At 51.8% G+C, this 25,789-nt stretch carries 23 protein-coding genes, 1 tRNA gene and 1 riboswitch; of the genes, 7 read left to right on the top strand and 17 right to left on the bottom strand.

What is annotated here, in order from left to right:
• Positions 1-8: 8 nt before the first annotated feature.
• Entirely contained in the window at positions 9-974 is a 966-nt protein-coding gene (locus F457_RS0104035) for a bile acid:sodium symporter family protein (protein ID WP_018979855.1), read from the bottom strand.
• Between the two features lie 107 nt (positions 975-1,081).
• Here F457_RS0104035 and F457_RS0104030 point away from each other — a divergent pair, with 107 nt between their 5' ends.
• A complete protein-coding gene (locus F457_RS0104030) occupies positions 1,082-2,965 on the top strand; it encodes a glycoside hydrolase family 32 protein (RefSeq protein WP_018979854.1) in 1,884 nt (627 codons plus the stop codon).
• A gap of 152 nt (positions 2,966-3,117) precedes the next feature.
• On the opposite strand, the gene F457_RS0104025 is transcribed toward F457_RS0104030, so the two are convergent.
• The 7 genes from F457_RS0104025 to F457_RS12120 form a co-directional block, all read right to left on the bottom strand.
• Positions 3,118-3,978 (bottom strand): aldo/keto reductase, encoded by an 861-nt coding sequence (locus F457_RS0104025; RefSeq protein ID WP_018979853.1) that lies wholly within the window; start codon positions 3,976-3,978, stop codon positions 3,118-3,120.
• Between the two features lie 114 nt (positions 3,979-4,092).
• A tRNA-Phe gene (locus tag F457_RS0104020) sits at positions 4,093-4,168 on the bottom strand.
• A 117-nt stretch (positions 4,169-4,285) separates the two neighbouring features.
• Positions 4,286-4,489 carry a DNA gyrase inhibitor YacG gene (locus tag F457_RS13525; RefSeq protein WP_083912703.1) on the bottom strand — a complete coding sequence of 68 codons (204 nt, stop codon included), beginning with the start codon at positions 4,487-4,489 and terminating at the stop codon, positions 4,286-4,288.
• Entirely contained in the window at positions 4,486-5,541 is a 1,056-nt protein-coding gene (locus F457_RS0104010; protein ID WP_018979851.1) for a ribonuclease E/G, read from the bottom strand. Before F457_RS0104010 ends, F457_RS13525 begins: the two co-directional genes overlap by 4 nt.
• Positions 5,542-6,192 carry a Maf family protein gene (locus tag F457_RS0104005; RefSeq protein WP_018979850.1) on the bottom strand — a complete coding sequence of 217 codons (651 nt, stop codon included), beginning with the start codon at positions 6,190-6,192 and terminating at the stop codon, positions 5,542-5,544.
• Positions 6,193-6,214: 22 nt separating this feature from the next.
• Positions 6,215-6,433: a translation initiation factor IF-1 gene (infA, locus tag F457_RS0104000; protein WP_018979849.1), complete on the bottom strand. Its 219-nt coding sequence runs from the start codon at positions 6,431-6,433 to the stop codon at positions 6,215-6,217.
• Positions 6,434-6,611: 178 nt separating this feature from the next.
• Positions 6,612-7,262 (bottom strand): DNA-3-methyladenine glycosylase family protein, encoded by a 651-nt coding sequence (locus F457_RS12120; RefSeq protein ID WP_018979847.1) that lies wholly within the window; start codon positions 7,260-7,262, stop codon positions 6,612-6,614.
• Positions 7,263-7,373: 111 nt separating this feature from the next.
• Here F457_RS12120 and F457_RS12115 point away from each other — a divergent pair, with 111 nt between their 5' ends.
• From F457_RS12115 to F457_RS0103970, 4 genes are all read left to right on the top strand, one after another.
• Positions 7,374-8,396 carry an energy transducer TonB gene (locus tag F457_RS12115; RefSeq protein WP_245539106.1) on the top strand — a complete coding sequence of 341 codons (1,023 nt, stop codon included), beginning with the start codon at positions 7,374-7,376 and terminating at the stop codon, positions 8,394-8,396.
• A 67-nt stretch (positions 8,397-8,463) separates the two neighbouring features.
• On the top strand, positions 8,464-9,447 hold the full coding sequence (locus tag F457_RS0103980) for a hypothetical protein (RefSeq protein ID WP_018979845.1): 984 nt from the start codon (positions 8,464-8,466) through the stop codon (positions 9,445-9,447).
• A 92-nt stretch (positions 9,448-9,539) separates the two neighbouring features.
• Positions 9,540-10,472 carry a ribose-phosphate pyrophosphokinase gene (locus F457_RS0103975; RefSeq protein WP_018979844.1) on the top strand — a complete coding sequence of 311 codons (933 nt, stop codon included), beginning with the start codon at positions 9,540-9,542 and terminating at the stop codon, positions 10,470-10,472.
• 43 nt (positions 10,473-10,515) lie between these two features.
• Positions 10,516-11,115: a histidine phosphatase family protein gene (locus tag F457_RS0103970; protein ID WP_018979843.1), complete on the top strand. Its 600-nt coding sequence runs from the start codon at positions 10,516-10,518 to the stop codon at positions 11,113-11,115.
• A 72-nt stretch (positions 11,116-11,187) separates the two neighbouring features.
• Here F457_RS0103970 and F457_RS0103965 read toward each other — a convergent pair whose 3' ends face one another.
• From F457_RS0103965 to F457_RS0103925, 9 genes are all read right to left on the bottom strand, one after another.
• On the bottom strand, positions 11,188-12,024 hold the full coding sequence (locus tag F457_RS0103965; RefSeq protein ID WP_018979842.1) for an oxidoreductase: 837 nt from the start codon (positions 12,022-12,024) through the stop codon (positions 11,188-11,190).
• A gap of 157 nt (positions 12,025-12,181) precedes the next feature.
• Positions 12,182-13,753: a TolC family protein gene (locus F457_RS0103960; RefSeq protein ID WP_018979841.1), complete on the bottom strand. Its 1,572-nt coding sequence runs from the start codon at positions 13,751-13,753 to the stop codon at positions 12,182-12,184.
• Between the two features lie 39 nt (positions 13,754-13,792).
• Positions 13,793-15,607 (bottom strand): FUSC family protein, encoded by a 1,815-nt coding sequence (locus tag F457_RS12110; protein WP_018979840.1) that lies wholly within the window; start codon positions 15,605-15,607, stop codon positions 13,793-13,795.
• Positions 15,588-16,640 (bottom strand): multidrug transporter subunit MdtN, encoded by a 1,053-nt coding sequence (mdtN, locus tag F457_RS0103950; protein ID WP_018979839.1) that lies wholly within the window; start codon positions 16,638-16,640, stop codon positions 15,588-15,590. Before mdtN ends, F457_RS12110 begins: the two co-directional genes overlap by 20 nt.
• Before the next feature lie 3 nt (positions 16,641-16,643).
• Positions 16,644-16,952 (bottom strand): YtcA family lipoprotein, encoded by a 309-nt coding sequence (locus F457_RS0103945; protein WP_018979838.1) that lies wholly within the window; start codon positions 16,950-16,952, stop codon positions 16,644-16,646.
• A gap of 207 nt (positions 16,953-17,159) precedes the next feature.
• Positions 17,160-18,707 carry an efflux transporter outer membrane subunit gene (locus tag F457_RS0103940; protein WP_018979837.1) on the bottom strand — a complete coding sequence of 516 codons (1,548 nt, stop codon included), beginning with the start codon at positions 18,705-18,707 and terminating at the stop codon, positions 17,160-17,162.
• Position 18,708: 1 nt separating this feature from the next.
• On the bottom strand, positions 18,709-21,810 hold the full coding sequence (locus F457_RS0103935; protein ID WP_018979836.1) for an efflux RND transporter permease subunit: 3,102 nt from the start codon (positions 21,808-21,810) through the stop codon (positions 18,709-18,711).
• A gap of 16 nt (positions 21,811-21,826) precedes the next feature.
• Positions 21,827-22,945: an efflux RND transporter periplasmic adaptor subunit gene (locus F457_RS0103930; RefSeq protein WP_018979835.1), complete on the bottom strand. Its 1,119-nt coding sequence runs from the start codon at positions 22,943-22,945 to the stop codon at positions 21,827-21,829.
• Between the two features lie 199 nt (positions 22,946-23,144).
• The gene (locus tag F457_RS0103925; RefSeq protein WP_018979834.1) at positions 23,145-23,993 is read right to left on the bottom strand and encodes an OmpW/AlkL family protein; all 849 of its coding nucleotides are present in this window, start codon (positions 23,991-23,993) and stop codon (positions 23,145-23,147) included.
• Positions 23,994-24,318: 325 nt separating this feature from the next.
• Between F457_RS0103925 and F457_RS0103920 the strand changes: the two genes are divergently transcribed.
• Positions 24,319-24,933: a Crp/Fnr family transcriptional regulator gene (locus tag F457_RS0103920; protein WP_026294169.1), complete on the top strand. Its 615-nt coding sequence runs from the start codon at positions 24,319-24,321 to the stop codon at positions 24,931-24,933.
• Positions 24,934-24,989: 56 nt separating this feature from the next.
• Positions 24,990-25,493 carry an Atg14 domain-containing protein gene (locus F457_RS0103915; RefSeq protein WP_018979832.1) on the top strand — a complete coding sequence of 168 codons (504 nt, stop codon included), beginning with the start codon at positions 24,990-24,992 and terminating at the stop codon, positions 25,491-25,493.
• A gap of 116 nt (positions 25,494-25,609) precedes the next feature.
• Positions 25,610-25,764: riboswitch (FMN riboswitch) on the top strand.
• Positions 25,765-25,789: the final 25 nt, after the last annotated feature.

Below are 25,789 nucleotides of genomic sequence, written 5' to 3'. Positions count from 1 at the left end.
GCTATACGTTATGAGTTGGGTCGTTGCGCGTAATGGCGCGCGAGAACGGTGCAGACAAAAAGCTGAATTTGATGAAATAGCATAAGCGGCAATACGACAATCCCTGCGCCGGAAGGGAAAATGACGCTTGCCATAGGAACCCCGGTTGCCAATGACTTTTTAGAACCGCAAAATTGGAGCGAAATATCATTTTCAATCGTCTGTCCCATCAAGCGGCCCAGAGCAGCCGTGAGGCCTAAGATGATAGCGAGCAAGAGGCTATCTAATACAGCAACCTCTCCCAGTTGAATGAGCGGGATACGATGCCAGAGCCCTTGCAGCACAGCGGCACTGAAGGCGGCATAGACCATAACGATAATTGAGCCACGATCGGTAAAAGACAGCAGCACTTTATGTTTTTTGACGATTGGTCCAACCCATCGTTGCACGAGTTGCCCAATAATGAAGGGGAGGAGAAGTTCACGACTGACATCAATGATCGTGCCAAGGCCAGACCCACTATCACTGCGATGGAGCAGTAAGCCTGCGAGGAGCGGTGTAAAGAGGATTCCCAGAATATTAGACACTGTGGCGGCACAGATAGAGGCTGGAACATTGCCGCGTGCAATGGACGTCAGAGCAATGGATGATTGCACGGTGGAGGGCAGGCAGCACAGGAAAAGCACACCTGTCCATAAATCAGGCTTAAGGAGCCCATTGGGGAAAATGACATGGCAGAGCGCGAACAGGCCGAGTCCGATAAGGGGGAAAACGCCAAAGCTCATGATCAGCGTTGCCCCTTGTAAACGCCAATCTTGGAGACTCTCAACAATGGCATGGCGTTGTAATTTAGCCCCTTGGAAAAAGAACATCAGTGTGACCAACAAAGAGGTCAGACGTGAGAGCCAAGGTTGCAAAGAAGGCGGGCATGGGAGGAAAGACGCCAAGAGGACGGCACAGATCAAGGAAGTAAGGAATGGATCGAGGCGCTTCATGGCAGTTTTCCCGCGAGAATAAGGGGCCGTCAAAGAGAGAGCTTGCAAAAGCAGAGCAACTATAGTGACATCATCGCATTATGTGCAAAAGACGTGAAGGTCGTGTGATGATGAATCGGCGTATGGCTCTGGGATCGTTTCTTGCGACAGGGGCACTCTTTGGGCGGGCATACGCGGGCTCTGCGACGAAGGGAGATAACGCACCGGCGCAGCCTAATAATGCGCATGGCGAGCCGGGTAATAACCCCAATATTGCCTCAGCCCCTGTTGCGACGACACCGCAAGATGCTCTCTATCGGCCGACTATTCACTTTACGCCATCAACAGGCTTTATGAATGACCCGAACGGGCTCATTTTTGATGGTCATTATTATCATCTTTATTATCAGTATAATCCGTATGCGCCTTATGCAGGGCATGTGCATTGGGGCCATGCGGTCAGTACAGATCTTTATCATTGGCAAGATCTCCCTACGGCTATTGAGGAAACAGAAGCCGGAGAGGCGTATAGCGGATGTGCGGTGTTAGACCGTGATAATAGGTCTGGCTTGTTTCCCCCTCGGACATCACAAAACCCCCAGCCAGGGGCGGCGACGACGGCTGCGCAGGAAGCCGCGCAAGACCTTGCGCCAGAATTGCAGAAAGGACGGCCTGTTGATCTCACTGCCAGTGAGCGTGAGGTTTTGGGGATAGAGCCACCCAAAGACGGGCTTTTTCATGAGTTGCCTCATCCCGTTGCGGAAGACATCTCTCCTGCTCCGATGGACACGGGTTTCCCCCCGATGGCCGGTGGGCTCGTTGCCCTTTATACGCGCGCAACGCCGCAACGTCAGACACAATATGTGGCGTGGAGCCCCGATGGGGGGCAAAGCTTTATTGATTACACCAAGAATCCCATTCTGGATATTGGTCATAACTCATTCCGTGACCCCAAAGTTCTGTGGCATAGTGATAGCGGAAAATGGGTGATGGTCGTAGTGCGCGCGCGCGACCATAAAGTGTCCTTTTATGGGTCGTTCGATTTATTGCATTGGATGCATCTCAGTGATTTCGGCCCTGCCGGTGTTATCGGGGTGGATTATGAATGCCCTTCCCTTATTGAAGTTCCCGTTGAAGGGGAGGGGAAAAATGACACGCGCTGGGTGTTGTTTGTGTCGGTTAATCCTGGCGGCCCCCAAGGGGGCAGTATTACGCAATATTTCGTCGGGCATTTTGACGGGGAGCGTTTTGAGCCTGAAGATACGGTTGTGGGGCTTACTGATTTTGCAAAAGATAGTTACGCTTTACAAACATATGAAAATATGCCCGGTGGTGTAAAAACCTATTTCGCTTGGCTCAATAATTGGCAGTATTGCGAGGAAGTTCCTAATAAAAAATGGCGTGGGACGATGACACTTCCTCGTCAAATTGTATTGATACGTGATGAGGCTGGGTGGTTGCGTTTGGTGCAAAATCCGTATCGGTTAGAAGCGCTCCGTTTGAAAGCATTGCCCTTTAATAAAAAACGTCTTCCACAGCAAAGTAGCACGCAGGTGGCGATTCCTGTGATGCAAGCGATCGAAGTGTTGTTAGACGTGACGATTGAAGACCGCGGCACAGTGGATCCTGATGGAGATCAGGGGCGTTCTGGACGTTTTGCGGCGATCTTCTCGAACCGTCAGGGCGAGAGCTTGAGCATTGGTTTTGATGCGTTTTCAAGCCAAATGTGGCTTGATCGCAGTAATCTTCATGGCTTTAGCCATCCCTTTTTTACAGGAAGCTTTTCGTCTCCTCTCGTGCCGGGCAGCAAGCGCTTTAAATGGCGGATCATTCTCGATGCCAGCACGCTGGAAGTGTTTGCAAATGATGGGATGTCGGTTGGCAGTGCCCTCGTATTCCCGACGAACCCATTGGAGGCTTTAACGCTTCAAGTTACCAACGCAGCAGCGACGTTGCATCATGTTGAGATCTTTCCGCTTCGTGCGACGATGAATCGCGCTGTTGATGGCTGAAGGAGAGCCTGCTTCATTGCTGATGCCTTCTTTGGCGTAATATGTATGTATTATCGTAACGAAGGCATCAGCTGGTACTAGGGTGCTGTTTCCCACACGGCTCTCACAACAGGTATGTTCATCAGAACCGTATGGCAAAAGACCGTTGTCCATCAAATAACGGCTAAAGGTTCTTTGTGACGAGGTGGCGGGAACGCACGATCAAGCGCTGCGAGGTCGGCTTCTGTCAGCTGAATCTCGGTCGCGGCGCGGTTATAATGTTGATGCTGTGGCGTTGCAGCTTTGGGAATGGGGATAACATTAGGGCGGCGTAATACCCACGCGAGAGCAATCTGTGCAGGTGTCGCCGGCCCAAGAGATGTTTCATGCTGTTGAGCAATCTGTACCAGCGTGGCGTTTTTGAGAAACGCGCCGCCCTGCCCAAGGGGGCAATAGGCCATACTCGCGACATGATGGCGGGCATCGCGTTCTTGCAGGTCATATTCCGTGCCGCGATAGATTAAGCTGTAAAGAATCTGGTTTACCATCGCCTGAGGGTTAATGCGATCCAGAGTATTCATGTCACTTGTATCAAAGTTTGAGACCCCCCAGCGTTTAATGAGGCCCTCTTTTTGCAGTGTTTCAAAGGCCCCAATCGTTTCTTCTAACGGTGTGCTGCTGCGCCAATGAAGGAGGTAGAGATCAAGGCTATCTGTTTGAAGATAGCTGAGTGAACGCTTGCAGGCTTTAATCGTGCCGTTATAGTCTGCATTGGACGGTAAGACTTTGCTGACGAGATACACATCATCACGCCGTCCACGAATAGCCTCACCGACGACGGATTCAGAGCGACCAGAGCCGTACATTTCAGCCGTATCAATGAGACGAAGCCCGCTATCAAGCCCTTCTTGGAGGCTGCGCACTTCGTCTTTACGGCGTGCGGGATCGTCGCCCATACGCCATGTGCCCATACCGAGCCGTGGAATGGTGGTGCCGTCGCGCAACGTTATGGTGGGAAGGGTCGAGGCTGCCATAGCGGAAGCTCCTTATGTCGAGACTGTCAGAGAAAGACTCTAGAACATGATCAGGACAGGAGAACGCTTTTACTCTTCTTCTTCAAGCAAAGAATGACATGTAAGGGAATTAAATGGTGCCCGAGGGCGGGATCGAACCACCGACACTGCGATTTTCAGTCGCATGCTCTACCAACTGAGCTACTCGGGCACCGGGCAAGGCTACAATAAGAAGCACCTGCTGTGATGAGGGGTTTACCTCATGATGGGGAGGGGATCAACCCTCTATCTGATGTTTTCTGCTCAGGAGGGAAAAGAACCTAGCGTGTTACCGATCATTCTGTTGATGAGCGGCAGCTTTGTGCGCTTGGGCGAGCTCTTCTCGGTCAGAAGGGTCGTCATTATCTTGGCGGAAAGAGGGCACGCGATAATCGCCTTTAAACCAGCGACCAAGATCAATTTGAGCGCAGTGGTCTGAGCAAAAAGGACGATAATCTTGAGCAGTTGGTTTTTTGCAGATGGGGCAGCTCATGACAGGTTCCAACAGCAAGAGGAAGAGGGTGGGGCAACGTGCAAAGCCAGAGGCTGGCAGCGCGTGCGTACACATTCTGACAGCGCATCTGGGTCTTCTTCAAGGGCGTGTACGATCTCAGGCGGAGCATGGAGCGTCTGGCCGGGGAGATTGTCACGCAGAATCTGGCGCAAAATAGCTAACCCCTGCCCATGAGGAGAGCGCATGAGTTCGTGAAGCGGAGGGCGACGGCGCGGGCGGGTGAGCTCGAGGAGCCCCGATGGGGTGACGCCCGTGACTCGGGGTTGTAAGGGATCGTTTTCCTGCTCAACCGCTTTCTTGAGGAATGGCACAAGGGCAGGGCGTTTGCGACTACGCACACCCGCGGGATCAATTAAGAGTGTGCCGGAGAGATTGCGCAAGCGAATGTGTCGCAACAGCTCAGGAAAGCAGGCCACATTGGTCGCGAAGTCGGGATGCGATGCGGAATCAAGGTCAATTGCTGTGAGAGCGGGTGTTGGGGAAAAATGTGCGATGAAAGGCCCAAGGGAAGCGGAAGGCTGCATGAGGGCATCCCACTCTCCTTCAAGGACAGTATCGAAACTTTTGGGAACCCGTTGAACGCGGGTTCTGAGAGCAGCAGGGAGAGCTGCCGCGACGGTCATATCATCGACGATAATAGGAGCGTGGGGGACGCGTTCTGCCAGCTCTTCAAGAGGAGAGGGGCCGCATTGTAGCAGGCGTGGTTCCGTGGCCGGCGGAAGGGAGGTTGGGCGTGCAATGGGTTTAAAGCGAGCACCTTTGCCATTTTGTGCACAACGGATGAGCTGTGCGCAGAGCAACGAGCCCTCTGTTATCTTCTTACGTGAGGTCAGGAAGCCGTCTGTTCCCTGACCCGTTTGGATAAAAGCTCCATCAAGGGACGGGACGACAGTCTTGACGCGGATGTCATAGATATTCCCCCACCCATCGGGGCTGCCCGGGCGCCAGAGGGCGACATCAACAAGCGTGTCATCCTCAAGCAAAGCAATGCGAACCTCCCCCGGGGAGCCAGAAAGCCGCAGCTCTATCATTTAAGGCAGCCAGCGCGCATGAGCGGGACATGGTTGCCCGCGAAGGAGTTGGGCTGTTTCAAAGAGCGGAAGCCCCACAACCCCAGATGCACTGCCACTGATCTGGCGAATATAGGCCGCGGCCGCTCCTTGGAGGGCATACCCACCTGCTTTGCCGTGCCAGTCTCCTTGGGCGATAAGCGCGTCAATCTGCTGGGAGGTCAGGCGGTTAAAAATAACAGATGTTTCCACCAGCCGTGCATTATGATGCCCCTCAGGCCAAGCAGCGCTTGGGCAGCATACGACTGAGGTCAGTACCTTATGGCGTCGTCCCGAGAGGAGAGAGAGACAGTGCCGTGCCGTGTCTTCATCAAGCGCTTTAGGGAGAATGCGCCGCCCGACCGCGATGACCGTATCGCTCCCGAGAATGAGGGCTGGTTTGGTCGTTTCACGAGCAATTTTTTCCGCCTTTTCGCGCGCCATACGAGCCGCGTAAGGACGGGGGAGCTCCCCAGCCTGTGGCGTTTCGTCAATGTCAGCAGGGCGAATCTCATCAGGAGGCAGGCCGATTTGCTCAAGCAAAGCCAGCCGCCGAGGGGAGGCGGATGCTAAAATGAGAGCCGGGCGCTCCCTCGTGGGGACGGCAGAAGATGCGGTCGAAGAAGCCACCATAGAAGGCGAAGCCCTCTCGTGCTTATTTAAAGCGGAAGGTGATGCGACCTTTGCTGAGGTCATAAGGGGTCATTTCCACATTCACGCGGTCACCAGCGAGGACGCGAATACGGTTTTTGCGCATTTTGCCGCTTGTATGGGCCAAAATAGTATGTTCGTTATCAAGAGTAACGCGGAACATGGCATTAGGCAGAAGTTCAGAAACTGTGCCGGTGAATTCGATAAGATCTTCTTTAGGCATGGGTATCCTTGGCCAGAAGGAGGGTGGAATAATGTTCATGCAACAACGAAGACACGATTAAGACAGCCTCCATCACAGCATAATTTGTCGCATTATGTGCGACGCTCATCGCCTGACGTCAAGAGAAATAGGCTTAAGCGCGTTGCTTTACCTGATTTTAGCACCTGATTGTTGCTTCTTAACGCGGGGACGCTGAGGGAGAGGGCGCTAAGTGAGCTTTCGCTTCCCAGCAATACCATGTGAGGGTGGAGCGGTGTGGGGCAAAAATAGTCGTTTTTTGAAGAAGCTCTTTAGGGGTAGGGCGGTGGGCAAGCTGTTTGAGGCGGCGCCAGCCCTCGCGCACGCCAAGGTCATGAGCTGGGAAAATATCAGGTCGGTGAAAGGTGAATAAAAGCAACATTTCGGCTGTCCAACGGCCAATGCCTTTAAATTGTGTGAGTGTATTGATGAGCGCGCTATCACTCCACGTGATGGCGTCCTGCAAAGAGGGAAGTGAGCCATTGTGTTGAGCGATGGCGACCCGTTGGATGGTGTCGATCTTTGCTTGGGAAAGGCCGCAGCCCCGTAATGTTTCGTAAGAGAGCTGCGCGAATTGTTCTGGGGGTGGGGGACGCGTTGGGTCTTGGAGGTTGAGAGCACAGAGACGGCCGAAGATAGCACGTGCTGCAGCATTATGGAGTTGCTGGCCCGTAATGGCTTTGAGCAGGGAGGTATAAAGGGAGGCTTCAGGGGAGGGTGTTGAATCAACACGAAGGGGGCATGGGCCGATAGTGTTGATAAAGGCAGCAAGGTCTGGGTCTGTCTGAAAAGCGCTGGGAAGAGAAGGCATTGCGTTAAATTAATCCATTAAAACGTGGAGAAGTCCGGATATTTCAAAAGGGACTAATGACAATACGGTCTTTTCTAGGGCACAAGGAAGTGTCATGACTATGATCCTGTTGTGCCCCTCTTTTTATCGATGGAAAAACGCCTTGTGACGTTATCGGATGTTGCCCCAAAGCGCTACCGTGAGCGTTTGAGTGAATATGTGGCTGTCCCATCAGGGCTCGAGATGGCGCGTACCCCTATGGTGCGCCCTCCGCTGGTGGTGGACACCCCATTGGTGGGTACAGCTTTTCTTTCATTTGTGGTGCATATCTTTTTGTTCTGGCTGTTTTCAGCAGTGCCATCTCAACCGCACGGCTCACCTCAAGGTACGGATCAGCCGCAGGTGGATATGGTGTTTGACACGCCACCGGTAAAGCATAGTGAGCAAGGGCCGCGATCACGTGAGGATGGCGGTGGGTCATCGTCGCCCGCTGCATCGTCAACAGAATCATCACCGACGGCTGTTGCTCCGACGACGCAGCAACCCTCTTCGGCACCGAGTGTGCCGTCTCCATCGGGGGAGCTCGCGGATGCCCCTGAGACCTCTCATGCGATTACACCTGCAACGCCCAAACATACGCATAAAGCACGCCCCTCGCCGACAAAGCATCGCACGCAGGCGCATCAGGATAATAATCCTTTCGCTCATCCGATGGATCTCTCCTTTAGTGGTGAGCCGTCTCCCCATCCACGTCATCGCGGGCGTCGTGGTGGCTCTGGTGGGCCAATTGACCTGTCAACAGGGCCTCTCAGCCTAAATGGCCAAGTGAATGCTCCCTATAAAACGCAAAATAGCGTGAAAGGGGTGAGCTCGGATTATGGTGAGGAGATTGATCGTTGGGTGCGTGCACATATGTTCTATCCCGATGAAGCCCGTAATGCTGGAGAGGATGGCCCGTCTTCTGTTCATGTTGTTATTAATCGCAGCGGACGGGTGGCAGCTGTGCGTCTTTCGGGGCAATCAGGGTCATATTCGCTTGATGCAGCAACGGTTGGTATGTTCCAAGGGGCGCAGTTGCCTCCAGTGCCGCCAGATATGGCAGGGGATCATTTTGATCTTGATGTAACGATTAACTACATCCTGCTTCATCGTTAATCAGAGTAGAACCCTTTTGAGGGTATGATGGGTGCCTGCATTGATAGTATCGGATCATAGAGTGGCTATGCGTTTTTGTCGTACCCTGTGCGTTTTGATGCCTTTGCTTGGATTGCCGGGCTGTTTGAGTGTGTCGCATCCTTTTGCCAATCCCGGGCAAGAGGCGCGCCGCTTAACGCAGGATAATCTGCCACCATCGCGGCTTTCTGTGCCAGTTCCCGTGCCGGCTAATGCCCCGTGGCGCCCGGCCACTGCGCGCTGGGCGAAAGATGTTGTTGTTGCGCTGCTCGGGCAGTCGGTTCCGGCGGTGTCTCAGAACCCTAAACCAGGTGATTGGTGGGTGCGTCTTGGGGCAAAACATGCGCCTGATGGTGGTGTGATCCCACGTTATGCGATTGTGGGCCCAGACGGGCGCGTGCGGGCGCGCGGTGAAGGCGCGGAAATTGATCGTGCTGGTTGGCTGGCGGCAGACCCTGATGCGCTTAATACTGTGGCCTTACAGATGGCGCCTGATATTGCGCAGAATCTGACGGGTATCCAAGCTGGTTTGATGCATAGCGACCCTCACAGCTTGATGAATAGAGCAGCGCGGGTCTATTTCGCTGGTGTGCAAGGAGCGCCGGGGGATGGCAATGTGGCGCTAGGGCGTGCGTTTTATACGCTCTTCCCGGATACGCGGAATACTGTGCAAACATCGGCTAAAGGCGCGGATTATACGGTTAAAACAACGGTCAAGATTGCGCCACTTCCTGCGGCACCTAAAGCCAAAAATGCTGAGCAGCTCGTCACGATTATCTGGCATGTTTTAACTCCCAAAGGGCAGGAAGCGGGTGCTGCAACGCAGGTGCATGGGGTGCCGGCTCATTCGCTTGATGGGGCATGGGGTGATGTCGCTGAAGCCGCGGCTCAGGAGGCCGCCGGTGCTGTGCATACGATCATCACGAATTATTCAGGGCGTGACCATAAGCCACTTCCACCGCAAACGGGGGCGGATAAAGACGATGATGATATGCCGCTTATGCATACGTCGCCTACGAGCCCTGCACGTTAATAAAGACCGATCTGTCGAGAAAGCCATGACAGAGAGAGGGTGGGCTGGTAGAAGGAAGGCGCTCTTTTGCCAGTCTGTGAGAATGCCTGATTATGAAAATCGTCGCCTGTAACAGTAACATCCCGTTAGCCACGGCGGTGGCTAAAGAACTCGGCCTCCCTCTGTGTAAGACCATGATCCGGCGCTTCTCCGATGGTGAAGTGTTTGTTGAGATTCAAGAAAATGTGCGTGGTGAGGATATGTTTGTCCTCCAAAGCACATGCACACCGACCAATGATAATTTGATGGAATTATTGATCGTTCTTGATGCTCTACGTCGTGGCTCTGCACGCCGTATTACGGCTGTGATGCCGTATTTTGGCTATGCTCGGCAGGATCGTAAGTCCGGCCCGCGCACGCCTATTAGTGCCAAATTGGTCGCGAACTTGCTGACAGAAGCCGGTGCGAGTCGGATTCTGACCATGGATTTGCATGCGATGCAGATCCAAGGCTTTTTTGATATCCCAACCGATAACCTCTACGCGGCCCCTTTGTTCGTGCGTGATATTATGGCGCGCCATGCTGACCGTGACTTGATGGTGGTTTCCCCAGATGTGGGCGGGGTGGTGCGCGCTCGTCAGCTTGCTCGTCGTCTCAATGTTGATTTGGCCATCATTGATAAACGGCGTGAACGTGCTGGTGTCTCTGAGGTGATGAACGTTATTGGAGATGTGCGCGGGCGCTATTGCGTGTTGGTGGATGATATTATTGATAGTGGTGGATCACTCTGTAATGCTGCAGAGGCACTCATGCGTTATGGGGCAGCCGGAGTGGAGGCTTATGTCACGCATGGTGTGTTGACCGGCAATGCCTGTGAACGTGTGACAGAAAGCCCGATCAACATGTTGACCTTAACAGATAGTATTCCGCCAACAGAAGCCTTGACGCAATCACCGAATATCCGTCAGATCACAACAGCTGATCTGTTAGGACGCGCCATCCGTGCAGTGTCGGATGAAAGTTCCGTCTCGACATTATTTGATTGAGGCAGGTCGTTTGACCTGATTGATGAAGGAGTAAATCACGGCCATGTCTCAACTTCTTGCGCGCCCCTATTGGTTTTTGCGCCATGGGGAAACAGAGTGGAATGCTCGACATCTGTCACAAGGGCGGACGGATATTCCTCTTAATGACACGGGCATTGCTCAGGCGAAGCGTGCAGGAGAGGCGCTAGCCGCTCTTTTTGCTCAGGGAGAGCGTCCTTTTTCTTATATTGTGGCCTCTCCTTTGATGCGGGCGTATGTCACAGCTGAGTATGTGCAGCAGGCCATTAAAGAGAAGGCTGGCGTTGAGCTCCCTCTCACACATGATAGAGACCTCCAAGAGGTGTGCTTTGGTGTGCAGGAAGGCAAGCCTATGGGGGACTGGTATAATCCTTGGATTGAAGGGCAGTTTGTCCCCGAAGGAGGAGAATGCTTTGAGGAGCTGACCACACGTGCTGTTCAAGGCGTTAATCGCGCTCAAGAGCAGGCTGAAGGGGTTCCTCTTATTGTGGCTCATGGTGCTCTTTTCCGGGCGCTTCGTTACGCGATGGGGCTTGAGGTGAATGTCCGCTTAGCCAATGCGGTTCCTGTGAAGGCCTGTCTTGATGGTCAGCAATGGGTGCTGGAGCAGAGCCTTCCTGTGTAACGGCGTGACCGTTGGTTTCTCTCCTACTGTCAGGGTAAAGGGGAGAGAAACACGGATACGAGGTTAGGGCGTTTACAGCCTTCGAGATTTCTTTGCTGTGAGGCGGATAAGACGGTCGAACAGACGATCTGAGAGAAGATGTCGGAGGAGAAGTAAGGGTTTAGCGCCTAAGCCTGCGACATACCGTGTTTTTGGCTGATCTGTCGTCACGGCCTTGACGATGGTGTTGGCGATGAGTTCAGGAGCTGATTGATAACGGCGGCTGAGTGTGCCGGTTATGGTTTGGGCCATCGCGTGTGCTTGGGCAGCGTAGGGCCCGTGACCAGAGGTCTTGAGGAGTTTTGCTGCGGCAATGTCGGCCCATTCTGTTTTAATGCCTCCGGGCTCAATAATGACGACATGAATGCCGAAGGGCGCCACTTCTAGGCGTAAACAGTCGCTGAGCGCTTCAAGGGCGAATTTACTGCCATGATACCACCCGCCGAGCGGTGTATAAATTTTCCCACCGATAGATGAGACGTTGATGATGGTGCCGGATTTTTGCCTGCGCATATGAGGCAGGGAAAGTTGTATGAGGCGCATAGCGCCAAAAACATTAACGTCGAACTGGGCCCGTGCTTCCTCTAGAGGAATATCCTCAAGGGCGCCGTAAGCGCCATAACCTGCATTATTGACCAGAATATCAAGACGGCCAGATTGGGTCATAATATGGGTGATCGCCGCATGTCGGGAGGTTTCGTCCGTTACATCTAACGAGAGTATATGAATCCCTAAACGGCTCATGGGCTCCATGCGTTCAATACGCCGGGCTGCTGCGTAAACGATGTAGCCTTGTTGGAGGAGCTTTTTGGCGGTGACTTCACCAATACCGGAGGATGCGCCGGTGACGAAGGCAACTTTATAGGTCATGAAACAAGGTCTTCCTCAGACGGTTACCCTCTTCTGTGCGAGAGGATGATGTCCCGTCACGAGAGAGCCTCCTATAAGATGGACGCTTTAAAATTTCGATCAAGAAAATGATAGAGGCGTCTTCATAACGTTGCTGTGATGCGTGATGGAGAGAGGCTTAGGGGGTGGCTTCATAGGGGTCGGTAATACTGTTTTGAACGGCGTTAGCATCGCCGAGAGAGCCGGTGGCAAAGGCAAGGGAGGCGGCGGCGATGAGGGTTGTGTAATAGCTATCTGAGCGCATGATCGTAGCGTTAAAGAGGGATGTTTGTAGATCGAGAAGCCGCGTGACGGACCCTTCCCCCGTGTTATAGCTTGCTAAAGCCGCATCAAATGCTGTCTGGGCTGTGTGCTCAATTTTTTGGGCAGCTTGGTATGCGCTCACGCCGGTATGAAGCGTATTTTCTGCTGAGACAATGGATTGGACAGAATGGTAGCGTGTATCACGTAATTGGGCATCAGCACTATCGGCTTGGTCTTTACTCCGTTTGAGCTGTGCTTGCCGCATACCGCCATCAAAGATAGGCATTGTAATTTGCCCTAAAATGAGGCCGCCAAAGCCATTACCGTTTGCGCTGAACGGGGAGCTTCCAAGGCCGGAAAGGCCAAGATGGCCAACACCGTAAGCTGCATTGCCAGAAAGGGAGACTTTGGGAAGAAATTCAGCTCGAGCCGCTTGGATTTGACTGCGAGAGGCACGAGCTTTGGCGTAGGCAGCGAGAACATCGGGACGACGGGCAACGGACTCTTGCACCATTTTTTCGCTCAATGTGACGTCATGAACAGTTAAAGCGCGGTCGGCTTCCTTTTGAAGAGAGAGACGAGTTGTTGGAGAGATACCCATGGCTGTCATCAAGGCGAGGTAGTGGTTTTCTAGATCGCCACGTGTCTGGACTAAGTTAAGTTCCGCTTGTGCTGTGGCTTGTTCAGCGCGTGCTGTATCAATAACGGTGGCTTGCCCGTTTAGGAGGCGGGCTTTTACAGCGCGTTCAATAGCGCGTGTATTATGGAGTGCTTGTTCGATCAGGTGAATATGCGCTTCAATAGCGACGGTGAGGTAGTACGCTGACGTCACCTCATAAACAACTTTTTGATGGGCTCCTGTAAAAAGAATATTGCTTGCTAATGAATTCTGTTGGGCTGCGCTTATACTTGCAGAGCGTTTTCCAAAATCAAACAGAAGCCAGCTGAGCGAGAGCGCTTGGACTTCGCCCTCTCCTGAAATACGCGGGCTGCCATGCATGGTGGAGTTGCTGATATGCGTGTTGAGATAGCCGTACCCGCCTATAACGCTGGCGGTGAGTTGAGGGAGATAGGCTGCGCGGGTGAGACCTGTCGCTAATGCGCTGTCACGGGCTGCATTCCATGCAACACGCGTTGTCGGGTTGCTAGATTGAGCAATATCAACCAACTCAGGGAGAGAGTAGCTGTGGTCGGGTGGTAAATTGAGCGGCGTGTCTTGGTGAGGCAGGGTGTAATCGGTCGGAAGACGGTACCCCGGTGGTAAAGCCAGCCCTTTATGGCGGTGGAGATGCTGGGATTGAGGGGGCGTGATCATGCCATGCTCATCACTCGTAGCGGCCCATGGCTGATCTGGCGCGGGGGGAGCGTCATGGAGTGACGTTGTCGCGCAACCGCAAAGGAGGCAGAACAAAGCGCTTGGGAAGAGAGTAGAAAGAGCGTGTTTCATGAGGTGTGTAATCTTTGAGAACATCGGGCTGGTAAGGGTTTATTTGGTCTGCGGCTGTTCGTTCAAGAAATGATGGAGCGCAGTTGGGGTTTGATCCTTGGGGTAGGGGAAGCTGAGTAAATCTTCCATAAGTGTGGTCGCTTGAAGAAGCTGAGTGCGGTAGAATACGCGCTTCTGTTGCGAGGGATTGAAGGGCTGAGGTTCAAGGGTAGCATGAAATAAAGATTGCTCTGTCGCACCGATAAGCTCTTGTGCGCGTGAGGCGAGGACGATTTTCTCAAGTTCTGTAGAGGCTGTGTGTTCACCATGAAGGAGATTTTTGATCTTTTTTAGATTGTCATCAAGCGTATGAGCAGCACTCTTGGGCCAAAAATGCGTATAGACAACGTAGCTAATCAACAGCCCTATAAGAATACCGATAACCCGATCACGGGGGACTGTGATATCAGTCGCGGGTGTAAAATGGGTAAGATCAGAGAGGAAAAAGGCCAACATAATTTGTAGCCCTGCATAACTGATGCGTGGATCGCCATATTTAATCCATCCCCCAAAGATGAGCACACAGCCGATCATAAGGAGGAGTTGGGCGATATTGGTTAGATGTTGCAAAATGAGAATGATCCCTAAAATAGCGAGAGAGCATCCAATAAGGGAACCAATGATACGCAAATTTTGTTTCACACGCACTTCCCCAATAGTGGGAAGGGAGACGACAAAGCACGTAATGATACAGGTGTGAATTCCAGGCCAGTTGAGGGCTTTGTAGGTCACAATACTGATTAACACCGCAAGAGTGCCCTTGAGGGCAAAATGAATATGGTCAATGTTTGTAAATGCATCAGGTAGGAAGAACTTAGGCGGTGGAGGAGAGGGGGGCAATGTTTCTTCTGATGGGTCACTAAAACGAGCGATCATAGCGCACATTTTACCCAAAATTGGATGATCAATGGAGGGAGGGGTTATGTGGCGAGGATAGGCATCTTCATCAAAACAGTGCGCCATATCGTCTAGTAACTGGGCGAGTTTTTCCTTTTCTTCTTGATGAGTGGTGGTGTGATGGCGGGCCATATTATCGGTGAGCGTTAAAAGGCCAAAACTATGAATAGCCGATTGACGCAGACAGTTGAGATCATGGGGAGACCAGAGCTTTTCTTTGGTCGCCAAAGCAACATTTGTGAGCATGCTTGATGTCCCTTGGTGGAGGATATCATGCACTTCTTCATTCAGCTTACGATCCGTTGGAGAACGCATCAGCCGTGCGGCTAAATGAAGACGATAAGAAATGCGCTCCATAAGAAGCGTGCGCGGTGAGGGGGAAACAAGGAGGCCAAAGACGATAATAATGAGGGCCGCAATCATAATGTCCCACCACGAATAAAGGACAAAGCGGGCAATCTTATCGCCGTTCGAGACGCTATCCAGGGTGATCAGTAGGTATGAAAGAATAATCCCACAAACAATTCCGATCATTTTTAATTTACTAGCGGATCCTAAGAACAGAAATAAAAAGCTAAGTGCTAAATTAATAAAAAGGGTCATAAAGTAATTATTAACCCTTAAAATGGCACCAAAAAGTGTTAGAAGTGATGAAAAGGTGAAAAAGATAATAACAGTTTTGCCGACCACAAAATTTGTCATGCGATCTTCTTGCCAGACCCCAGCGACGATAATGGGAATCAGATCCATCGCTGGAAGCTGCCATGTTTCGCCAATGAGAATACCAAATAGGGCCGCAACGGTCATACGTAGTGTAAAGCCCAGCCGTCCCGGTGTTGGGCGGGTGATGAGCCGTCTAGCCCGCCCCCATGAAAGGTAAGCGGGTTGAATGATGGGTTTAATGACAGGCTGCGCCATAGAGTATTTCAACATCAGCTGTAGCGCCCATACGTAGAAGGTCTGGTGCTGTTGATGGATCGAGATGAACACGGACAGGGAAACGCTGGGAAACGTGCACCCAATCCATCTGGCGTTCTACATAAGGAAGATTCTGGGGCTGGGTAGCCATTTGGTCGGTTTTAACCCCCCACCCAATGCTTTCGACGCGCCCCTTAATGGGGGCTTGCCGGTCAATCATTGAATAAACGGTTGCACAGGCTCCAGGTTTGACGGGGCGTAAATTAATTTCACGAATATTTGCGATGGCGTACCAATCATCACTACTGACGATCGTGAAGAGGATTTGATTGGCTGCAAGGACTTCCCCTTCTTTGACATCCAAGCTCGTGATGTAGCCATTAACGGGCGAACGAACGGTTGTCTGCCGAATATTATAGTGTGCGCGTTCTACTGCCGCTTGTGCTTCATCACGAGAGGCGAGAGAACGCTTTAAGTCACCAATGGCGGTGTGAGAGGCTTCATCGGCATGTCGAGCTTCTGAAAGGGCATCATTGGCACCATTGAGCTTTGTGAGCGCTTGGTCATAGTCTTGCCATGAGATGTAATGTTTTTCCGCAAGAGGCTTAAGACGTGTGACAGTGCGGCTGAGGAGATCACGCTCATCCTCGGCATTATGCAACCGCTTTAGGCTAGACGCTGCATTGTTGACGCGTACCTTGAGTTGACGTTCGGCTTCTTCAAGGTTGGCTTGAGCAAGGCCGAGATTGGCTTCAGCCTGATGTAGGGCAATCTCATAAGGTTCTGGATCAATTTGGTAGAGAAGATCGCCTTTATGGACGAACTGATTGATCCGGATGGGGAGTGTCTTGAGGCGTCCGCCGACGAGCGCACCGACATGAACTGTGTCGGCATATAATGTGCCGCTATCGGTCTCTGGATGATGATAGGAATCATACTCGACATAGAAAGCGGCTCCGAGGGCTGCTGCTATGCAAAGAGCTGCAATGATAAGCCCCAAAGGCTTTTTGCCAGAGAGATGGACACGTTCCATAAATTAGGCTCCGAAAAGACAAACCCATAGGATAAGCCCGACAAGACTCCCAAGGGATACATAGGTAAAAAGTCGGAGACTTAAGAAGGAATCAATATTGAGAGCGAGAAACAGCGCACGAAAGAGAATCGCACTGATCACCCCAATAAATAGGCAGGTGAGCCAGCCGGGAAAGTAAGCACCTGCGATGGGAAAGCTGGTCGCTCCCTGTAAAAAACATCCTCCTAGGAAAAGAGGAAGGCCAAGTGGAAAGGCGGTACGAACGATCGGCCAGACGGTTGGCGTGTTCTGAGGAGAGCGGTCGTGAGGCATTCAGGCTTTCAAGGAACAAAGGACACGGCATCCCTATTGTACTCCCTTCGAGACAGAAAGAGAGCTCAAGACAGGTGCACGTGTCAGCAATGGCGACATTCCTTTTTCTCAGAAAATGACCGATCGGTCAAGGAAAAATATCACGCTGTGCCTTTACGACGTTTCTTTTCTGCAGGAGGCGAGTGAAAGGGTGAGGTTCATGAGCTGTTACCAAGGGAGAAGAGATTTTGAGAGCTCTTTGGCCTCTTTGGGAGACATGCCAAGATCATTACGATGCCACCATCCACCGCCAAGAGATTGGAATAACCCGACCGTATCGGAAAAACGGGCGGTCTTATCTTGAGCGACAGAAAGCTCGTCTTGAGCAACCGCGAGCTTAGATTGGAGGAGGTCAATTTCGCTATTATCGCCAAGGCGATGTTGAGCTTGGGCAATTTTATAAGACTCTTGCGCGGCTTCGAGCCCTTTTTGGTCGGCCAGCAAGGTGTCGCTGTCAAATTCTACGGCATGCAGACTATTGGCGACATCACCGATCGCACTGATGACGGTTGATTTATAATATTCGTTGGCTTGTAGGAGGCTGTCGCGTGCTTCACGTTGGGCATGTAGGAGTGACCCACCTTGGAAGATCGGCTGTGTAACAGTGGCAGCGATATCCCAGTTGCCATATCCAGGTTTAAAGAACTGGCTCATATGGCCGACCGCTTCGCCTGGCAAAGCACTCAGCTGCACATTGGGCAGCCGATTGGCAATGGCGATCCCTACCTGTGCGGCCGCTGCTTGGATTTGAGCGCGGGCGGCTTCAACATCAGGGCGATGTGACAGCAGGGTAGCAGGAAGTGTGACGGGGAGCTTCTCTGGGAGTGTAAAGTCATCTAACTCAAAAACGGGTAGATCCACATTGGGGGTGCTACCAATCAGCGTTGCGATTTGGTCACGTGTTTGGGCAAGCTGGTTTTTGAGAGGGGGAAGATCCGCTTCAATTTGTGCTAAAGCGTCGCGTTGGACGAGGAGGCTTTGACGAGAGACATCGCCCGCACCAAATTGAGACCCTCCAATAGAGAGCATTTTGGTTTGCTCTGAAATTTGAGCTTCTTTCGCGCGGATTTGCGCGCGTAATCCAGCTTCCGTAATCGTGGCTGTGACAAGGTCAGACACCATCGTGAGGGCTGTTGCCTCAAGCTGGGCATGTTGGATGTCTGCTTGTGCACCGCCGGCTTTAATGGCTTGGCGTGTTCCCCCCCAAAGGTCAGGCACATAGCCGATATTGAGCTGAGCGGTATGGAGGTTATACAGCCAGCTATTATTGTTTGGGACGGGGGAGAGCGTTTTAGAGGTTTTGTTGCGTGAGGGAATAAATTGGGCTGAAATGCTTGGATAAAGGGCAGCCCCTTCCACGCGCCGCTGTTCCCAAGCAGCCTTAAGAGAATTTTGCATAGCCTTTAACGATTGGTTGTTGGCCAAGGCTTGCTCAACAAGCTGGTTAAGCTTGGGGTTTTTGAAGACTTCCCACCATTTCCCGGGGATATCCATCCCTGTCACAAAGTCCTGACGCCGAAGGATGGAGCTTCCTGCCGTGCGGCCAGACGTATGGGCCATAGATTGGGCTGTATAGCCGGCTTTATCAGGCAGTGGCGGGGTATCACCTTTAGGCCCTACCATACACCCGCTGAGAGCGCAGAGCAGAAGCGGAAGCCCCCAACGTGTTTTGCGGGAAGAAAGAGGAGAGGAGGCGTGAACCAAAGGATGGGACATCTTATTCTTCTCCCTCGCTTTGAGCAGCGGTTTTGGTGCGACGAGCAACATATTCTTCTAAATGGCAGAAGCTGACGGGAAGAATGAAAAGAGTCAGCAAGGTTGCAATGCCCAACCCACCGACCACAACAGTGGCGAGCCCGCGCTGAACGTCAGTGCCAACACCCGTTGCGACGGCAGCGGGAAGCATCCCGACGCTCGCCACTGTAGCTGTCATCAGCACGGGGCGGAAACGCTCGGTTGCTCCTATGCGCGTTGCGGTGCGAATATCGTGCCCTTCTTCGCGGTGGCGGTTAATGCTGGAGACCATGATAATCCCGTTTTGGATCGCCACACCAAAGAGGGCGATAAATCCGACCGCTGTTGCGATATTGAGCGTTTCTTGGCGCAGATGCAGGGCAATCAGCCCGCCTAAGGTCGCCAGCGGCACAATGCTGAGAATAAGCACAGCTTGGCGGATTTTCTTAAACTCTGCATAGAGGAGGCCGAGCATGACGGCGAACATAATGCTCAAGGCGATAATGAGGCGCTTTTGTGCTTCTTGCGCTTGTTGGAAAGAGCCAGCCCATTCCAAACGATAATGCTGATGGTCAAAAGAGACATCCCGGTCAATCCGCGCTTGAGCGTCTGCGAGATATTGGGACATGGGGCGGCTGCCATTATCAACTTGGAGGGTGATTTCTCGTTCGTTCATTTCATGAGCGATGTTGCTCTCCCCCATATGAAGCTTGATGGAAGCAACATCACCAAGGGTCACCACTGCGCCGTCTGATGTAGCGAGTGGAAGCTGCTTAATCATCTCAAGGTTTGAGCGATGAGGCGTATCAACATGAAGGGTCGCATTGTAAAAACGATCGCCTTCAATCACCGTCGTTAACGGCCCATCGCCAATAGCATTATTAATAACATCGGAGACATCGGACACATTGAGGCCGTATCGTGCAGCCTGACGGCGGTTAGCCGTAATGGCGATTTGCGGAATGGGCGGTTCTTGGAAGATGGCGGCTTGAACCGTACCCGGCACTTGCCAGAGGGTTTTGACGACATGCTGCCCAATACGGCGCAACTCGTTAAAATCATCACCATAAATACGCATGACCAGAGGACTATGAGCGCCGCCCATGAGGTCACTGATATTATCTTCCATTGGCTGGCTGATCGAAAAGCTAATACCGGGAACCTTGGACAAACGCGCACGAAGACGCGTGACAAATTCTGCCTTACTCTCTCGGTCAGGCCATTTGTCATAAGGGATAAGCCCGACAGGAACTTCCATATGAGACGGCGTCCATGGATCAGTCCCATCATCAGAGCGACCCAGTTGGGTAATAGCGTAGGATGTTTCAGGAAATTCGCGGACAGCATGGCGTACTTCGGCGGCGATTTCCTGCCCTTTTTCAAGAGAAATGCCAGTTGGCATTTGCACTTGCAGCCATAACGCCCCTTCATCCAGAGGGGGCAAAAACTCCCGCCCAGTGCTCACGCCAAGAATAATGACGAGCACTAAAGCAATACCAGCGACGGAGAAAACGGCATAAGAATGACGCAGGGCCGTTTGTAGGGCTGCGTCATAACGGTGATGGAGCCATTCAAGTGGGCGATTATGCCATGTTTTATGGGGCTTACGAAGCGCTAGGAAGGTGAGTGTTGGGGTAAGGGAGAGCGCGCATAGCAAGGCCCCTAGGAGAGCAAAGCTCACCGTATAGGCCATAGGGCGGAAGATTTTTCCCTCACTGCCTGAAAAGGCAAAAAGTGGGCTGTAGGCAACAATAATAATGAGGGTAGACGCAAAAATGGCCCGTCCTGCACGGCGGGTCACATCAAGCACAGTCTTAGAATCAAGCGGTTCTGTGGCGTGTTCTTCACGAATACGAAGGATAACCTCCGTTACCACAATAGCCCCATCAACGATCACGCCAAAATCCACTGCACCGAGGGAGAAAAGATTGGCGGCCATGCCACAAGAGCGCATGAGGATAAACGCGAAAGCGAGCGCAAAAGGAATGGTGACGGCGGTAATAGCGGCGCTTCGGAGGGAACCGAGAAAGAAGGAAAGGATGACGAGGACAAGAATAATCCCTTCCGTAATCGTTTCCCCAACTTTAGCGGTGGTGTTCTGAACCAGATTATCGCGGTCAATATAAGGGACGATGCGCATATGCATCGGGGCGAGCTGTTTTTGGAGTTTGTCGATTGTTTTGTGCAGATTATCCAAAACGAGGGAGGGATTTTCCCCGCGTAGCATGGTGACAACACCTTCAATCGTATCGGGGTTGCCGTTCTTGCCGAGCATCCCTTCACGGACTTGATGGCCAAACTCAACATGGCCGAGATCATGCACAAAAACAGGAATACCATCATGATGAGCGACAACAATGTCGCTCAGATCGGCAAGAGAATGGATCTGGCCGATACCACGAACAATGTATGATTGCTCTCCTCGGGTGACGCGTCCTCCACCTGCATTTACATTGCTATTGCGGATCGCATTCATAATATCGCTTAAAGCGATGCTGTAGCGAATAAGAGCGTTTGGGTTGAGAATGAGCTGGTATTCGCGTGTGAAACCACCGAAATTGTCAATATTTACAATGCCAGGGATACGCTGAAGTGTTGGGATCACCGTCCAGCGTTGGACATCTGACAGCGCCATGAGGTTTTGGTCGTCAGACTCCAACGTATAGCGATAGATCTCGCCACTGGGGCCGGAAATGGGGCCAAGAGAAGGTTGCGCGCCATTGGTGAGCTGGAGGCTGGCAAGCTGTGTTTGCACTTGCTCACGAGCTAGGTAGATGTCCGTTCCTTCACGGAAAATAAGCGTGACGAGGGAGAGGCCAAATGTGCTGCTTGAACGGCTTTCTTCTACACCGGGGACGCTTGCAAGGCCGCGTTCAACGGGTGTTGTGACCTGTTTTTCCATCTCTTCGGCGGCAAGGCCGGGCATTTGCGTGGTGACCAGCACGCTGGTTGGGCCAATGTCAGGATAAGCCTCAACAGGAATTTGCTTCCACGCGACAGCACCGGCGATCGCGAGGAAGAGGGAGAAGAAGAAAACAGCTTTCCGACGTTCAAAACACCAGGAGATAAAGCGTTCAATATGCATGGGCCGTTCTCCCGGCTTAGTTGTCGTTTAGTAAGATAGCGCCATGGGTGATAATGCGGTCATGGTTACTTAAACCAGAGAGAACGCTGACATTATCCCCTTCATCGTAACGGATACCAACCGTACGGCGTCGATAGACATTGGCCGCGGTTTCAACAAAGACAGAAACTTCATCATTATTCATGAGAAGTGCTGTTTTGGGGATTTGTAGATACGTCTGACTTGGAATACTGAGAGACGCTGTCGTGAATTGACCAGGGCGTAACATCCCTTGTGCGTTTGAACAGCGCAGGTACAGGTTCAAACGTCGCGTGTCTGTGCGTAAGGTTGGGTCACGTGTTGTGATAGGGCCCGAGCATGTTTGTCCGTCAAAAGGTGCGCTCAATGTCATGGTTGGGCGAAGTTCTGACAACATGCTTTCAGGCACGCTGGCAGAAATCCACACATCTTGTGTATCAACAAGGGTCATCAGTGCTGATGTTGGATCAGTCACATTTTGCCCAACACCAATGGAAACGGTACCGATCGTGCCTGTAAAGGGGGCAATAATGGGTTGGTACCCTTCTGCACTGCTGGCCCCAAGAGCCTGAAGGCGTTCTTGCGCACGATGGGCTTCTGCTTGTGCTTGCTCGAGGTCATTTTGAGCAGACTGCATGTCTTTTACAGCATTGCCCCCAGCGGACAAGACAGCCGTTGCACGACGATAGGCTTTGCGCGTTAGGGCCAGGGTTGCTTGAGCTTTGCGCTGGTCTGACCATGCCTGCGCGAGGTCTCCAGAATAAAGCACAGCGAGGACATCGCCTTTTTGAACAGTCTGCCCTGGCTGCACATGAATATCGGCGACCCGGCCAGAGACAGGTGTATAAATATTAATACTTCGTCCGGGGACGGCAATGACTTGGGCAGGTAGCTCAATATGATGCGGTGAGGCGGAAAGCGTGACAGGCTCGATGATTAAGCGTTTATGAAGGGGGCTGCCGACTCTCACACGAAGCGTGTCACCATCTTGTGTGACCATGGGGGCTTCAGGCGAGACTTCATGCGGGTGGTGAGTGAAACGCCAGAATTGCCAACCGCCGAGAACGATCAGCAGAAACAGCACGATCAGAGTGATAAGTGAACGCGATGCGCGCATGTCATGGTTCCTGCTTCTGTGATCAGAAAGACGCATTCTTCTGCCATGATATGGATATTATGTCACGGTTCCATAACTGAAACATTTGTCATGTTTGCTAGAGATAATGAGGAGTAACATGACAATTTGTTTAAATAATAAAAAGGCAGACTCTTGTCAGAGAGTCTGCCTTTTATGGTCTGCGGGTATTCCCAAGACCTTAGAAGCGGTAGCCGATACCTGCAGCCACAACCGTTGGGTTGATGCTATCATGTGCATGTACGCGACCAACAGCACCAGAGTTGTGATGGTTGATGTGGATGGGTGTATCAAGCAGGACAATCTGTTTGATATCGAAGTTGAAGAACCAATTGCCAACAACCTGATAGTCAAATCCGAGGTTGAAGCTTGGCCCAACCGTTGGGTTAAGCTTCAGCTTGTTAAATGTGTTGTTTCCCAAGCCAAGATTATTGTGGGCAGCGCTCGTATTGTGGAAGAAGGCCACCGTAATCCCGATACCGGCATAAGGATTAAAGCGTTTATGTGGGCGGAAATGCCAAGCCAGTGTTAGCGTTGGTGGCAGCACCCAGAAGCTACCAACATCGACATTGCCAGCTTTGGTGCCGACAGCCTTGGCTTCATGACGTGTGGAAGCAGCGATGGCGTCAAGGGAGATATGGTCAGTGAAGAAATATTCAAAGGTGAATTCAGGAGCCGCTTGGTTCGTTGCATTTAAGTGCCCTTGGCGCCCATTGAGGGGGGCTGGGGCATTGCGAAGGTTCACAGATGAATGGGTATTGTTGGTAATCAGACCCATCGCAGAAAGGCGGACAATGAAATCGCCCTTACCGAGACCAACCTTTGTGCCTGGGCAGTTTGCGAAGAGGCAGTTTGCAGGATAGCGCGTTTTAGGAGCCTGAACATGAAGGTTCACATCCGGAGCGGCTTGCATAGGGCTGGTTGTGGCGGCTGTGGCACTTGTCGCTTGAGGGGCGTTAGCCAAAGCAAGAGAGGAAGAGGCAAGCAGTCCGAAAGCGGCGCAAGCCGTTCTAAAGAGTGAGCGTTTCATAGCGCGGTGATGTCCTGACCCTAAGTGCGATAATATCTTGATGAAACCAGACGATGTGATGCAAAGAGCATTAAGCTTTTTTAAGTTCCTTGATCTAGATCAAAAATGATATAAAAACCGATAACAGTTATCGGTTGTGTTATTTTTGCACCAGCGACCACTCCCGTTAGAAGGGGATAAATTATTATAGGGAACAGGCATGGTGACATCCATTACCAGTGATGCAGTACGTGAGCGATGCGCCCACTGTCCTGGCCGATCGCACAGCATTTGTAATGTGATTGACGATGATGAACTGCCGATTTTGGTGGCGGAGTCTGCACGGGTGCAGGTTGCAAAGGGGCGCGCTTTTATTGAAGAAGGCACGCCGGCGCATGAGTTTTATGTTTTAACAGAAGGGCGCGTAAAACTTTTTAACCTCCTACCTGATGGTCGGAGGCAAATTGCAGGCTTTGCAGAATGTGGTGACTTTCTTGGGCTTGCGGCCGTGGATAGCTACGCTTTTAGCGCTGAAGCGATCTGTGACGTGACACTTTGTCGTTTTTCTCATTCGGGGATTGACCGTCTTACACAGCGTTTTCCGCATTTAGAGCACCGTTTGCGTGATGAAGCATCGCGTGAATTAACTATTATGCAACGCAGGTTGGTTTTATTAGGGCGCAAGACAGCACGTGAACGTCTTGCAACTTTCTTGATTGAGCAAAGCCTTCCTCCTTGTTGTGCGGCACCTGACTTATTGGAAAAGGAAGAAAAACCGATTAAAATCAAGCTGTTAATGTCCAGGACAGATATTGCTGATTATCTTGGCATGACAATTGAGACGGTGAGTCGCACCTTGGGGGTTTTCAAGAAAGAAAAACTGATTACGGTACAGGGGGTAACGGCAGTAACGTTATTAGCGCCGCACCGTCTTCGTGCTATTGCTGAAGGGAACGGTTAAGCTCTAGTCTTAATATCTGTGCTGCCGTTTTGTGTTTTTCTAACGAGGAGAATGTCATGAACATTCGTGCTCTTTTTTCTGCGTCAATTCTTGCGTCATCTTTAGCTGTGCTTCCACAGGCTCATGCTGATGATAATGGTGTTTTTTCATCAATTGCTTCTGCAAGCAACAAGCTTCAAAGCCAGTATAATAATCTGACTAATCTTGAGCAGAGCCATGAAAAGACGCTGGATGCTCTGAAAGCGAAGTATGAAAATGCTTCCGAGAAGCAGCGCGCTAAGCTGAAAAAGCGTATCAATTCTGTGCAATCCAAAATTGATGCAGAGAAAGAGAAGCTGAACGCTAAGAAAGAGAAGCTGAGCCAGCTGAAGGATAAGATCCAGAACGCACCAGACGATGTGCGTCAGAAAGCACAGAGCCAGCTGAACAACTGGAAGTCTCAGGGGCAGAATCAGGTTGATTCCCTGAAGAACCAGGCACAGGGTCAAGTTGACCAAGCTAAACAGAGAGCACAGGGTGCTGCTGCCGGTGCCGTTGGGAAGGCTTTGGGTGGCCTATAAGAAAGTTTAGGCGAGTTTTCTCTCGTTAAAAGTTTTCTCGGCCAAGGGCGCCTTCCAGAGGGAGGCGCCCTTGCTCTTTTGGAGGCTTTTAACCATATAGAGGGGAGACGAAACTTAGACGTTCTCGGGGCAGGGTGAAAATCCCTACCGGCGGTGAGAGCAGTATGTATTGCTTAAGCCCGCGAGCGCTCTCTGGTTTAGCTAGAGAGGACAAGCAGATCTGGTGTGATTCCAGAGCCGACGGTGATAGTCCGGATGAGAGAGAACGCTCTCCGACCTGTGGAGGTTGGTCGTGT

This window comes from Saccharibacter floricola DSM 15669 (genome assembly GCF_000378165.1).
In the GTDB taxonomy this organism is placed as follows: domain Bacteria; phylum Pseudomonadota; class Alphaproteobacteria; order Acetobacterales; family Acetobacteraceae; genus Saccharibacter; species Saccharibacter floricola.
Note: the sequence above shows the minus strand (reverse complement) of the source record. Positions and strands in the feature narration are given on the sequence as shown.

Coding starts and splice junctions, on each gene's coding strand:
- F457_RS0103945 (WP_018979838.1), bottom strand. CDS start 16,952: ATGCCTCACGACCGCTCTCCTCAGAACACGCCAACCGTCTGGCCGATC.
- F457_RS0104030 (WP_018979854.1), top strand. CDS start 1,082: ATGATGAATCGGCGTATGGCTCTGGGATCGTTTCTTGCGACAGGGGCA.
- F457_RS0103965 (WP_018979842.1), bottom strand. CDS start 12,024: ATGACCTATAAAGTTGCCTTCGTCACCGGCGCATCCTCCGGTATTGGT.
- F457_RS0104005 (WP_018979850.1), bottom strand. CDS start 6,192: ATGGTGGCTTCTTCGACCGCATCTTCTGCCGTCCCCACGAGGGAGCGC.
- F457_RS13525 (WP_083912703.1), bottom strand. CDS start 4,489: ATGAGCTGCCCCATCTGCAAAAAACCAACTGCTCAAGATTATCGTCCT.
- F457_RS0103970 (WP_018979843.1), top strand. CDS start 10,516: ATGTCTCAACTTCTTGCGCGCCCCTATTGGTTTTTGCGCCATGGGGAA.
- mdtN (WP_018979839.1), bottom strand. CDS start 16,640: ATGGAACGTGTCCATCTCTCTGGCAAAAAGCCTTTGGGGCTTATCATT.
- F457_RS0103975 (WP_018979844.1), top strand. CDS start 9,540: ATGAAAATCGTCGCCTGTAACAGTAACATCCCGTTAGCCACGGCGGTG.
- F457_RS0103935 (WP_018979836.1), bottom strand. CDS start 21,810: ATGCATATTGAACGCTTTATCTCCTGGTGTTTTGAACGTCGGAAAGCT.
- F457_RS0104035 (WP_018979855.1), bottom strand. CDS start 974: ATGAAGCGCCTCGATCCATTCCTTACTTCCTTGATCTGTGCCGTCCTC.
- F457_RS12110 (WP_018979840.1), bottom strand. CDS start 15,607: ATGGCGCAGCCTGTCATTAAACCCATCATTCAACCCGCTTACCTTTCA.
- F457_RS0103960 (WP_018979841.1), bottom strand. CDS start 13,753: ATGAAACACGCTCTTTCTACTCTCTTCCCAAGCGCTTTGTTCTGCCTC.
- F457_RS0103940 (WP_018979837.1), bottom strand. CDS start 18,707: ATGTCCCATCCTTTGGTTCACGCCTCCTCTCCTCTTTCTTCCCGCAAA.
- infA (WP_018979849.1), bottom strand. CDS start 6,433: ATGCCTAAAGAAGATCTTATCGAATTCACCGGCACAGTTTCTGAACTT.
- F457_RS0104010 (WP_018979851.1), bottom strand. CDS start 5,541: ATGATAGAGCTGCGGCTTTCTGGCTCCCCGGGGGAGGTTCGCATTGCT.
- F457_RS12120 (WP_018979847.1), bottom strand. CDS start 7,262: ATGCCTTCTCTTCCCAGCGCTTTTCAGACAGACCCAGACCTTGCTGCC.
- F457_RS0103915 (WP_018979832.1), top strand. CDS start 24,990: ATGAACATTCGTGCTCTTTTTTCTGCGTCAATTCTTGCGTCATCTTTA.
- F457_RS0103930 (WP_018979835.1), bottom strand. CDS start 22,945: ATGCGCGCATCGCGTTCACTTATCACTCTGATCGTGCTGTTTCTGCTG.
- F457_RS0103925 (WP_018979834.1), bottom strand. CDS start 23,993: ATGAAACGCTCACTCTTTAGAACGGCTTGCGCCGCTTTCGGACTGCTT.
- F457_RS0104025 (WP_018979853.1), bottom strand. CDS start 3,978: ATGGCAGCCTCGACCCTTCCCACCATAACGTTGCGCGACGGCACCACC.
- F457_RS0103980 (WP_018979845.1), top strand. CDS start 8,464: ATGCGTTTTTGTCGTACCCTGTGCGTTTTGATGCCTTTGCTTGGATTG.